This window comes from Mangrovibacter plantisponsor (assembly GCF_003182475.1).
Lineage (GTDB): Bacteria > Pseudomonadota > Gammaproteobacteria > Enterobacterales > Enterobacteriaceae > Mangrovibacter > Mangrovibacter plantisponsor.
Genome location: NZ_QGTS01000003.1, coordinates 345,830 through 357,115, shown reverse-complemented (window position 1 = coordinate 357,115; position 11,286 = coordinate 345,830). Strand labels below are relative to the sequence as shown.

Below are 11,286 nucleotides of genomic sequence, written 5' to 3'. Positions count from 1 at the left end.
ACGGGAGGCACTGTGTTAGACAACTATTTTGGTCCACGGCCAACGCAGGCAGAGCAGCAGCGGTTACTGGCCGTGCAGGCCGCACTGGAACTGGTGCAGGCAACAAGCGCAGTTTCTGGGGAAACTGGCAATTCGACAGCACCAGGTACAGTGCCTAACCTGGCATTGGTGAGCCGGGATATCGCCGGGCTGGCGGATGCGATTCAGGCTGCGCTGGTGGTGCGTGAGTGAACCGCAGAACACCAGAAAAGAAAACGGGAAATGCCGACATCGTCATTTCCCGCAAATAATACTGAGATTGCTTATGGCAGCATTCCTTCGCGCTACACAATTAACTCTACGTGCTGAACATTAAGGCAAGCTTAAGAGGTGTTACAAAAAGTAAAAATATTTGTCATTGATCATATTTTCGCTGTGCAATAGTCATCATTAAGGAGCAAAAATGCTAACGGTATGGGGAAGAAAAACGTCGTCGAATGTCCAGGCGTTAATGTGGTGTATTGGTGAACTTGGTCTGCAAGTAAACCGTATTGACATTGGCCATCGCTTTGGTGGCAACGATACCGCAGATTTTTTGGCGATGAACCCGAATGGCACGGTGCCTGTTGTGAAAGATGGCAATAATGACCCACTGTGGGAAACCGGCGCCATACTGCGCTACCTGGCTTGTGAATATGGTTCCCAGGATTTCTGGCCGCACAGCAACCGCGAAAGGGCGCAGGTTGATAAGTGGGCAGAGTGGGCAAAGCTAAATATTGCCCTCAATTTTACTGCCCCAGTGTTCTGGCGAGTGGTTCGTACCCCTGCGGCTCAGCGTGATGAAGCCGCTATTGCTGCGGCACTAAAAACCTTACATCACTTTATGGCAATCGCGGAAAAACAACTGCAACACCACGCGTGGCTGGCAGGTGACCAGTTCAGCCTTGCTGATATACAGTTCGGCCACATACTGTACCGTTACTATGATATTGCCATTGAACGCCCGGTGTTTCCGGCAATTGAAGACTGTTACCAGCGGCTACACCAGCGCAAGGCCTGGCTGGACCATGTGCGGGTGTCGTATGAAGAACTCAGGGCAGTGTAGAAAAAAGGAAGAAGCGGGTTCGGTTATTTCAGGTATTGCCATGCATAAACAGCAATAGCGACGGCAATCAAAACCAGTGTGGATTTTCTCATTTAACTCAATGCCTCGTAAAAAGCGGAATCCTGCAATAACAGAGAAAAGAGAGCAAGGGGCGCATTGCCAGTTTCTGCGCTTTGTCACATGAATACTGTTGTAGCAGCCTGTGCCACAACAGTATTCACCACAAATTAGTGCATGCCGAGGCGAATCAGTTCAACAGGTGCGAACTGCCCGTCTGCGCCATCCACTTCTACCGTTGCCTGGCGGCGTAAATCACGAGCACTCAGCCCATCGGCATGAATCGCTTTAATCACACCCGTAAGGCCAGTGCCATTAATCATTACACGGCTGCCAGTTGTAATTACGTTGCGGTTACGGTCATAGGTCATCATTGTGGTTTTCTCCTCTAAAAACGCGATAAAAACGGATATCGGTATATATCGGCAACCACTATTCTGAGCGCCTTAAAACGCGACATCAATCACAAAATTGGGCGTTTATTGACCTGGGTCAAAAGTTTTATTACGTGATAGTTAGCATGGCTGGGGCAGCCTTTGGCCTGCAGAGTCATTTTGTTGAATACGGGGAAGCATTAATTTTGCGTGAGTCTTCAGGTGCAGTAAAAAAAATCCCCTGGCAAGGCGCTGCAGGGGATAAAGCTACACTCAAGATGAATCGTACATAATTAAAGCATGGTGTACCGGGTATATTGATAGCCTGCTCAGGCAGCCAAATAACCCGTCAGCCATTCCTCTTTAGTTATTTCTGAAAGCCGGAAATAAATAAAAAGACACAGTATAGGTAAATACAATAATTACTGGTGTTGTTCTGTTTGCCAGAAATAAATTCAATAATTCACTGCACAATAAAACTGCTTATTTATGTAAATTAAAAACCTGGTGTGGCGAATTTTATTAACTTATTACTCAGGCTATCAACCATGAATCAATGTGCTTTACCATGGCGTAGATAAACTGGTGAACCGTAGAAGATTCGAATAACATTGCTACCCAAACAACAGAAATGCAAATCAGGGCAACATCGTAAATATAAAATACCTTATTTATTCTACCCATGTTGATTTCCTCTTTGGCAATGATGCTGGCATATTGTTAGCTGGATTAAACAGCAGTCAGTGAGCAAATTATGGTCAGTAATGCCGGGTAAATATGTGATGATGATCAAATAAAATATTTATACTTTGTTTTTGAATTTTAAGTTTATTTTTCTGATTTACAGTGTTTTTAACTAAAACTCGCCAATATTACTAATTGATAATTATGGCGGCTTACCACGAAGTGAGTAACCAGGTTCAGTACCAGGAGTAATGCGTTATACCCTCTATTTTTCTTACCCGGTAGGTGAAGTGGCAGGCAATAAAAAACGCCCTTTACACATAATGTAAAGGGCGGCTAAGTACAGTGAGACAATTCAGATTGCATTAGTCATTCCATTTGTGGCTGAGGCAGGCGGCGAGTAAACCTGCACCAACAAACAGCACGACAGCGGCAAATACATAACTCAGTTCAATGGACATAATGCGCCTCCAGCCGGTGTGAGTTTGAACTTACGGTGCCTGAACACCGTATTACCTACTATATCGGCTGAAAGTTAAACAAACCTTAGGCTTTGTGAACCTGTTTATCGTGAACGGTAAAGGTTTTTCGGTAATGGCGTGGGGAAACATTCAGGTATTGTTGAAAGTAGCGCCGCATCACACTGGCGGTGCCAAAACCCACGACCTGAGCAATGTATTCAACCGGTTTATCACTCTCTTCCAGCAGTTGCCTGGCTTTTTGCAGCCGTTGTTGTAATAGCCAGCGCGCAGGCGTGGTGCCGGTGGCATCCGCAAAGCGCCTGAGCAACGTGCGTGAACTCATGCCGCAGCGGTTGGCAAGCGCTTCAACACTATGTGAACAGTGCAGATGCTGGCGCAAATAGTCGAACAAATCACCCAGTCGGCTGCTTTCATATTCTTTGGCTACCGGTGCGGGAATAAACTGCGCCTGCCCGCCATCGCGGTGCGGGGGGACAACCAGGCGCTGAGCCACCAGGTTGGCTGCTTGTGGGCCGTAATCTTTACGCACCAGGTGCAGGCATAAATCGATCCCTGCAGCACTCCCGGCCGAAGTCAGACACTGGCCTTCATCTATATACAGCACATGTTCATTAACCCGTATTGCCGGGTAGCGGGCCTGTAATTGAGCGGCATAACGCCAGTGAGTGGTGGCTTGTGCACCATTCAACAGGCCGGTAGCCGCAAGCACAAACACCCCGGAGCAAATTGAAACCAGGCGGCATCCACGGCTTGCAGCCTGGCGCAGGGCATTGAGCAGTGCTGGTGGCACCGGGGTATCAGTACCGCGCCAGCCTGGAATAATAATGGTATCGGCCTGCGCTAACAGCTCAAGGCCACCATCCACCATAATGCGAATGCCGCCTGTGGCACTTAACGGACCTTCATCCAGCGCAGCCACTGCGAAGCGGTACCAGTTTTCCCCCATTTCTGGGCGGGGCAGGCCGAAGACTTCGGTTGCGACAGAAAACTCAAAGGTACACAGCCCCTGGTAAGCCAGTACAACAACCAACGGTTGTTGGGGTGAGGATTTTGTCATATTCAGTGCGTTATTTGGCATGAAGTGGCGTGGCCTGAATTAATGGGACAGTGCAATCTGTGCATACCATACATCACAGGAGTAAATGAATGAATCCCGTTACCCAATATCCGGCCGCACCAGCCAGCCAGGCTCAGGCCTGGTTTCACCAGAAACTACAGTTTGAGACAGATTGTGCGGATGTACACAGTGCGCTTTCTCAGGAAGACGACCCGGGGTTCGTACTGTTACATGTTGTCGGCGGGGAAGCGCAGTTTGCCCGGCGGCATATACCCGGGGCCGTTCATTTGCCCCATCGCGATATTCGGCCTGAAGTGATGGCGCGCTGGCCGGAAGGCACACTGTTTGTTGTTTACTGTGCCGGGCCCCACTGCAATGGGGCAGACCAGGCAGCGATGAAACTGGCGGCGCTGGGCCACCCGGTTAAATTGATGATTGGCGGCCTCACTGGCTGGGCAGATGAAGGATTTGCATTTGCGCCAGCGCCCGGTTCGGCTGAACATGAATAATTTTCATGGCGCGTGAAATTTTCTCGTTTGTCGTGCATCCAGGTGCGTGACATTATTTTGGGCATGTAGCCATCCAGATGGCTGTAATTAACAATAACAATTATCACGGGAAGAAACTTTTCTGTGACAAGGAGAAGACAATGCAACGCCCAGAAGCTCCCTTTCGTGCCGAGGTAGTAGGCAGTTTTTTACGCCCTGATTCCATTAAGCAGGCTCGCGAAGCTTTTGCCGCAGGGACTCTCAGCACAGAAGCATTACGCCAGTGCGAAGATGAAGCTATCCGCCTGGTGGTGGAGCAGCAATGCGCTTGTGGGTTACACGTGGTTACGGATGGGGAGTTTCGCCGGGCGTGGTGGCATTTTGACTTTTTCGACGGGTTACAGGGTGTGGAACGCTTTGAGTCTGACCACGGTATCCAGTTCAACGGTGTGCAAACCAAAGCCCATGGTATTCGGGTCACCGGCAAATTAGGCTTTGGCGACCACCCAATGCTGGAAGATTTCCGTTACCTGAAAAGTATCAGTGGCAACGCGGTCGCGAAAATGACTATTCCCAGCCCAAGCGTGCTGCATTTCCGTGGTGGGCGTGACGTAATCGACCGCACAGTTTACCCAGAGCTGGATGCTTATTTTGACGACCTGGCAACCACATGGCGTGATGCCATTGCTGCTTTTTATGCCGCAGGCTGCCGCTACCTGCAACTTGATGACACCGTGTGGGCGTATTTATGTTCTGATGAACAGCGCAGCCAGATCCGCGCTCGCGGTGATGACCCTGATGAACTGGCGCGCATCTATGCCCGAGTCCTGAATACAGCCCTGGCAGATAAACCGGCTGATTTAAAGGTTGGCCTGCATGTCTGCCGGGGAAATTTCCGCTCAACCTGGATTTCCGAAGGCGGTTATGAGCCGGTGGCAGAAGTGCTGTTCGGCAGCGTTAATGTTGATGCCTTCTTCCTTGAATACGATAACGACCGCTCCGGTGATTTCGCGCCATTGCGCTTTATTAAACCCGGCCACCAGCAGGTTGTGCTGGGGCTGATTACCACCAAAAATGGTGAGCTGGAAAATCCACAGGCAATTAAGGCCCGTATTGAAGAGGCGGCGCAATATGTTGCTAAAGAGCAAATTTGCCTGAGCCCGCAGTGTGGTTTCGCTTCTACGGAAGAAGGCAACAACCTGACTTCTGCCCAGCAGTGGGAAAAAGTAAACCTGGTGACCCGTGTTGCCAGCCAGGTCTGGTAATACATATTCCTGCCAGTCAGCTTCACACGATACAGCTTCATTAACTACGGCCCGCATGTCGGGCTGTATCTTTTCCTGTTCCACTCTCAGTCAAAGCAAATATCAATACTCAGGTAGCTGGTCAGCCAGTTTGCTTATGGTTTACTGCGTGGTGCACAGCGCCAGGGCGTTCATGCCCTGCGTTTGTTCAATTCAGGTGCGTTTTGTTCACCGCCAGACCGTGTTTCAACCAGATAATGAATGTGAATTTATCTATCTGTTTGTATTAAATGAATAATTAATACCTGGCATTGCATTTGCAACTGGGATTCCATCTTGTATACCAGATGGGATTCCAGGAATGAGTACAGTTGAATACGGGCAAACACTGGCGGAATGGCGGGCGCAGTACGCGCAAAACCCGCAAGTCATCAGTGATCTTCTTACACGCTATGTAAGCCAGTTTGATAAGGCGGATAACGCCTGGATCTACCTTGCCAGCGAACAGGACATTCTTAGCCAGTGCGCAGTTTTACTGGATGCACTGGCGGATGGCTCAAAGACACTGGTTGATATGCCACTGTTTGGCGTGCCATTTGCGGTAAAAGACAATATTGATGTAGCGGGGATGCCAACCACTGCAGCTTGCCCGGCATTCCTTTACCACCCTGAAGTTGATGCCACGGTTGTTGCCCGCCTGAAGCGTGCGGGTGCAGTGGTGATTGGCAAAACCAATCTGGACCAGTTCGCCACCGGGCTGGTGGGTACCCGTTCACCTTTTGGCGCGGTGGTGAACACATTTAACCCGGACTATGTCAGCGGGGGCTCCAGCTCAGGTTCAGCATCCGTTGTGGCGCGTGGGCTGGCGGCATTTTCGCTGGGTACCGACACCGCCGGTTCTGGCCGGGTACCAGCCGGTTTCAATAATATTGTCGGCCTGAAGCCCACCAAAGGCTGGTTCTCCGCGCAGGGGGTAGTGCCAGCCTGCCGCCTGAATGACACCATTTCTGTATTTGCTCTGACTGTTGATGATGCCTGGCAAGTGGCACAGGCCGCGGGCGGTTATGATGCCGCTGATGCCTACTCCCGGGCGCACCCGGGAACAGCCCCGGCACAACTGAGCCCGGCTCCGCGTCTTGCCGTTCCTGAACAGTGTGAGTTTTATGGCGACAGCCAAAGTGAACAGGCCTGGCAACAGGCCCTGGAACAACTGGTTGCCCAGGGTGTGGAACTGGTTCCCATTGATTTTACGCTGTTCCGCCAACTTGCAGAGCAACTCTATTACGGTGCCTGGGTGGCAGAACGCACCGTTGCGGTAGGGAGCATGTTAGACCAGGGGCCAGAAACTATGGACCCAACCGTGCGCCAGATTGTGGCAAATGGCAAAGACTACACCGCCTGTGACGCCTGGCAGGCGGAATACACCCGAGCAGAGCTGGCACGCAAAATCCAGCAAGTATTAGCAACAGTGGACGCGCTGGTGGTACCCACTTCACCAACCATTCACACGCTGGCGGAAATGGCTGAAGAGCCGGTTCATTACAACTCGCAGTTTGGTACTTACACCAATTTCACCAACCTGGCAGACCTGAGTGCGCTGGCCGTACCCGCCGGGTTCCGTCAGGACGGTTTACCCTTCGGCATCACGCTTATCGCGCCTGCCTGGTATGACCTTGCACTGGTTGCATTCGCCCGCCAGTGGCAGCAACAACAGGCGCTCACTCTCGGCGCAACTGGCCGCCCATTAACGGCTGCAGCACCCATTGCGCCCACCTTGCCGGGCAGCTATGTGCGCCTGGCCGTTGTTGGCGCACACCTGCGTGGTATGCCGCTTAACCACCAACTCACCACCCGCGATGCGGTGTTTGTTGAAGAGACTGTCACTGCGGGTGATTACCGCCTGTATGCGCTGGCAGGCCAGGTTCCGGCTAAGCCCGGGCTGGCGCGGGCAGAGCAGGGCAACGCCATTATTGTTGAGTTATGGGATGTGCCGCTGGCGCGTTTTGGCGAGTTTGTGGCTGAAGTTCCGGCCCCGCTGGGCATCGGCAGTGTCACGCTTGCAGATGGCCGGGTCGTGAAAGGGTTTATCTGTGAGCCTCAGGCGCTTGGCGCCGCCACAGATATTACGCAATGGGGTGGCTGGAAAGCCTGGCTTGCTCACCAAAATCGTGCCTGAGGAGGACGCATGTTTAACACGGTACTGATAGCGAATCGGGGTGAGATCGCCTGCCGGGCGATCCGCACATTAAAAAAGATGGGCGTACGCAGTGTTGCTGTGTATTCCGAAGCTGACCGCAATGCGCCGCATGTGCATGAAGCGGACGAAGCTGTCGCGTTGACTGGCGAGAAAGCCAGTGATACCTACCTGAACATTGACAAAATAGTGGCAGCGGCAAAAGCAACCGGTGCGCAGGCTATTTTCCCGGGCTATGGCTTCTTGTCTGAGCGGGCAGAATTCGCCACTGCCTGCGACGAAGCAGGCCTGGTATTTATCGGCCCGACAGCACAACAAATTGCCGACTTCGGCCTGAAACACCGGGCACGTGAACTGGCACAGGCTGCGGGTTTGCCCATGACTCCCGGTACCGGCCTGCTACAAACCCTCGACAGTGCCCTGGTCGCCGCACAAGAGATTGGCTACCCGGTTATGCTCAAAACTACCGCAGGTGGCGGCGGGATTGGCCTGAGTTGCTGTGAAACCCCTGAAGCCCTGAGCGAAACCTGGGCCAGCGTGAAACGCATGGGGGCGCAATTTTTTGGTGATGACGGCGTGTTTCTGGAGCGTTTTATTGCAAAGGCACGCCATATTGAAGTGCAAATCTTTGGCGATGGTAAAGGCCATGTTGTAGCGCTGGGCGAGCGCGATTGCTCGCTGCAACGCCGTAACCAAAAAGTGGTTGAAGAAACACCCGCCCCGAACCTGCCGCAACGCACCCGGGAAGCATTGCATGCCGCCGCTGTTGCTCTGGGCCAGCAGGTTAATTACCGCAGTGCCGGTACGGTTGAGTTTATCTACGATGCTGCTACTGATGCTTTCTGGTTCCTGGAAGTAAACACCCGTCTGCAGGTAGAACACCCAATAACTGAAATGGTTACCGGGGTGGATCTGGTAGACGCGATGGTTACGCTGGCTGCGGGGAAAGCGCCAGACTGGCAGGCTATGGCCCGGGCACCGCAAGGCGCGGCTATTGAAGTCCGTGTCTATGCAGAAGATGCCTTAAAAAACTTCCAGCCCTCACCGGGCGTGCTGACAGATGTCTTTTTCCCTGAAGGGATTCGGGTTGATGGCTGGGTATCTTCGGGTAGCGAAGTCAGTGCCTTCTATGACCCGATGATCGCCAAAATCATTGTGCATGGGGCAGATCGCCACCAGGCGCTGGCAAAACTCCAGAACGCGCTGGACGCGACCCGGTTACAGGGTATCGCCACCAACCTGGACTGGCTGCGCCAGATTATTACTCTGCCGGAGTTTACTGCCGGTGTGATGTGGACCCGTTTGCTGGACAGCGTTGAGTGGCAGCCGCATGTTATTGAAGTGCTGCAACCTGGCACCTGGAGCAGTGTACAGGATTACCCGGGAAGGACTGGCTACTGGGATATTGGTGTTCCGCCGTCAGGCCCAATGGATGATTACGCTTTCCAGTTAGCCAACCGTATTGTGGGTAACCACCCGTCAGCCGCAGGTCTGGAATTTACTTTGTTGGGGCCAACGCTGCGTTTCCATTGTGATGCAGTCATTGCCCTTACCGGAGCAAATTGCCCGGCGACGCTGGATGACAAACCCGTTGCTTTATGGCAACCCATCGTGGTGAAAGCAGGCCAGGTTCTGTCACTGGGCCGCGCCAGCACAGGGTGCCGTACCTATCTGGCTGTGCGTAATGGCCTGGATGTGCCGGTTTATCTGGGCAGCCGTTCAACATTTGCCCTGGGCCAGTTTGGTGGCCATGGCGGGCGCACCCTGCGCGTTGCAGATACGCTGGCGATTTCCCAGCCGGATTTACCGGCATGTACAACGCCTGCGCCCATCGGTTTACCTCAGGTTCCGGAGCCTGCGCTTATTCCCGAGTACGATACCGTGTGGGATATCGGCGTGCTGTATGGCCCTCATGGTGCACCCGATTTCTTTACACCGGAATCGATGGAAACCTTTTTCAGCAGTGAGTGGGAAGTCCATTACAACTCCAACCGGCTGGGTGTCCGCCTGATGGGCCCCAAACCAGAATGGACGCGTGCCGATGGCGGTGAGGCTGGACTGCATCCTTCCAACGTACATGACTGCGAATATGCCATTGGCGCGATTAACTTCACCGGCGACTTCCCGGTGATCCTCACCCGGGACGGACCAAGCCTTGGTGGGTTTGTGTGCCCGGTCACCATCGCCCGGGCTGAGTTGTGGAAAGTGGGTCAGGTGAAACCCGGCGATAAAATTCGCTTTCACGCCATCAATTTTGAACATGCCCAGTCTCTGGACATCGCCCGCCAGGTGGCAGTCACTAATTTGTGTGCCGCCAGCACCTTGCCGGACCGGCACCCGGCAATCAGCCCGGGGAAAACCAGCAGTGCGGCAATCCTTGCTGAACAACCGGCACAGGGCGATATCCCGGCAGCCGTCTGGCGCCAGGCCGGTGATAACTACATCCTGATTGAGTATGGCGACAACGTTCTCGACCTGGCTTTGCGCCTGCGGGTGCACTTGCTGATGGAAGCCCTGCGCGCCAGCGGCCAGCCGGGTATCGAAGAGCTTTCACCAGGAGTGCGTTCACTGCAGGTGCGTTACGACGCCCAGCGCATATCACAAAGCCAGCTAATGGCCTTGCTACTGGAGCTGGAAGCGCAACTGGGCGATGTCAGTAAACTGCGTATTCCGTCGCGTATTGTTTATCTGCCTATGGCCTTCGAAGACAGCGCCACGCTGGGTGCGGTTGAGCGCTATCAGCAAACAGTTCGCCAGCAGGCTCCCTGGTTGCCAAATAACGTGGACTTTATTCAGCGCGCCAACGGTCTGGCGCACCGCGATGAAGTCAAAAACATTATTTTTGACGCCAGCTACCTGGTGCTTGGCCTGGGGGATGTTTACCTCGGAGCCCCTTGCGCAGTACCTGTAGACCCGCGCCACCGCCTGTTGAGTTCCAAATATAACCCTGCACGTACCTGGACGGCTGAGGGCACTGTGGGGATCGGTGGCATGTATATGTGCATCTACGGCATGGATTCCCCGGGGGGCTATCAACTGGTCGGGCGTACCGTGCCTATCTGGAACAAGTTCCTCAAAAACAGTCAGTTTGGTGATGAGCCCTGGTTACTGAAATTCTTCGACCAGGTGCGCTTCTACCCGGTAAGCGAAACCGAGCTTACCGAATTCCGCGATGCCTTCCGTGAAGGCCTTGCCACCGTGCGAGTAGAAGAGAGCACCTTTGATTTTGCTGAATACACCCGGTTCCTGGCGGATAACGCCGTGGATATCGCGGATTTCCGCACTCGCCAGCAGGCGGCTTTCGCCTCTGAAGTGGTGCACTGGCAAAACCAGATGGAAGACGAAACAGTGGCGGAAACCCTGGCCGTCCCAGTGGATGATGAGGAAGTTGACGGCCACCTGGTGAGCGCAGACCTCAATGGCAATATCTGGAAAATTCTGGTCGAACCGGGCCAGAAAGTGAAACAGGGTGAACCGCTGATTGTGGTGGAAGCCATGAAGATGGAACTGATGGTGGAAGCACCTTGTGACGGCGAAGTTATCCGTATCAGTTGCCAGCAAGGGCGGCCTGTGGCACCAGGCGATGCATTACTCTGGCTGGATAACGCCAGTTAAGTGAAGA

General features: G+C 53.2%; 9 protein-coding genes. 6 read left to right on the top strand and 3 right to left on the bottom strand.

All coding sequences use genetic code 11. The features are described 5' to 3' along the window. Positions 1-12 precede the first annotated feature (12 nt). Both DES37_RS06500 and DES37_RS06495 read left to right on the top strand, forming a co-directional pair. Positions 13-231: a hypothetical protein gene (locus DES37_RS06500; RefSeq protein ID WP_110025266.1), complete on the top strand. Its 219-nt coding sequence runs from the start codon at positions 13-15 to the stop codon at positions 229-231. Between the two features lie 211 nt (positions 232-442). Beyond that, a complete protein-coding gene (locus DES37_RS06495) occupies positions 443-1,084 on the top strand; it encodes a glutathione S-transferase family protein (protein ID WP_110025265.1) in 642 nt (213 codons plus the stop codon). 227 nt (positions 1,085-1,311) lie between these two features. On the opposite strand, the gene ydfZ is transcribed toward DES37_RS06495, so the two are convergent. The 3 genes from ydfZ to ftrA form a co-directional block, all read right to left on the bottom strand. Continuing rightward, complete coding sequence (ydfZ, locus tag DES37_RS06490; protein WP_036113392.1) at positions 1,312-1,515, bottom strand: putative selenium delivery protein YdfZ; 204 nt, start codon at positions 1,513-1,515, stop codon at positions 1,312-1,314. A gap of 534 nt (positions 1,516-2,049) precedes the next feature. Then, complete coding sequence (locus tag DES37_RS25615; protein WP_160173983.1) at positions 2,050-2,199, bottom strand: hypothetical protein; 150 nt, start codon at positions 2,197-2,199, stop codon at positions 2,050-2,052. 546 nt (positions 2,200-2,745) lie between these two features. Continuing rightward, positions 2,746-3,759, bottom strand: coding sequence for a transcriptional regulator FtrA (gene ftrA / locus DES37_RS06485; RefSeq protein ID WP_110025264.1), 1,014 nt, complete (start codon positions 3,757-3,759; stop codon positions 2,746-2,748). Between the two features lie 68 nt (positions 3,760-3,827). Between ftrA and DES37_RS06480 the strand changes: the two genes are divergently transcribed. The 4 genes from DES37_RS06480 (at position 3,828) to uca (ending at position 11,279) form a co-directional block, all read left to right on the top strand. Continuing rightward, positions 3,828-4,247, top strand: a complete 420-nt coding sequence (locus DES37_RS06480; protein WP_110025263.1) for a rhodanese-like domain-containing protein — start codon at positions 3,828-3,830, stop codon at positions 4,245-4,247. A gap of 140 nt (positions 4,248-4,387) precedes the next feature. Further along, positions 4,388-5,491 carry a cobalamin-independent methionine synthase II family protein gene (locus tag DES37_RS06475; RefSeq protein WP_110025262.1) on the top strand — a complete coding sequence of 368 codons (1,104 nt, stop codon included), beginning with the start codon at positions 4,388-4,390 and terminating at the stop codon, positions 5,489-5,491. A 340-nt stretch (positions 5,492-5,831) separates the two neighbouring features. Then, positions 5,832-7,646 (top strand): allophanate hydrolase, encoded by a 1,815-nt coding sequence (atzF, locus tag DES37_RS06470; RefSeq protein ID WP_110025261.1) that lies wholly within the window; start codon positions 5,832-5,834, stop codon positions 7,644-7,646. Positions 7,647-7,655: 9 nt separating this feature from the next. Continuing rightward, a complete protein-coding gene (gene uca, locus DES37_RS06465; protein ID WP_110025260.1) occupies positions 7,656-11,279 on the top strand; it encodes an urea carboxylase in 3,624 nt (1,207 codons plus the stop codon). Positions 11,280-11,286: the final 7 nt, after the last annotated feature.

What these genes read in the sequence shown, in the direction of transcription:
- DES37_RS06495 (WP_110025265.1), top strand. Translation starts at nt 443, where the DNA reads ATGCTAACGGTATGGGGAAGAAAAACGTCGTCGAATGTCCAGGCGTTA.
- ydfZ (WP_036113392.1), bottom strand. Translation starts at nt 1,515, where the DNA reads ATGATGACCTATGACCGTAACCGCAACGTAATTACAACTGGCAGCCGT.
- DES37_RS25615 (WP_160173983.1), bottom strand. Translation starts at nt 2,199, where the DNA reads ATGGGTAGAATAAATAAGGTATTTTATATTTACGATGTTGCCCTGATT.
- ftrA (WP_110025264.1), bottom strand. Translation starts at nt 3,759, where the DNA reads ATGCCAAATAACGCACTGAATATGACAAAATCCTCACCCCAACAACCG.
- DES37_RS06480 (WP_110025263.1), top strand. Translation starts at nt 3,828, where the DNA reads ATGAATCCCGTTACCCAATATCCGGCCGCACCAGCCAGCCAGGCTCAG.
- DES37_RS06475 (WP_110025262.1), top strand. Translation starts at nt 4,388, where the DNA reads ATGCAACGCCCAGAAGCTCCCTTTCGTGCCGAGGTAGTAGGCAGTTTT.
- atzF (WP_110025261.1), top strand. Translation starts at nt 5,832, where the DNA reads ATGAGTACAGTTGAATACGGGCAAACACTGGCGGAATGGCGGGCGCAG.
- uca (WP_110025260.1), top strand. Translation starts at nt 7,656, where the DNA reads ATGTTTAACACGGTACTGATAGCGAATCGGGGTGAGATCGCCTGCCGG.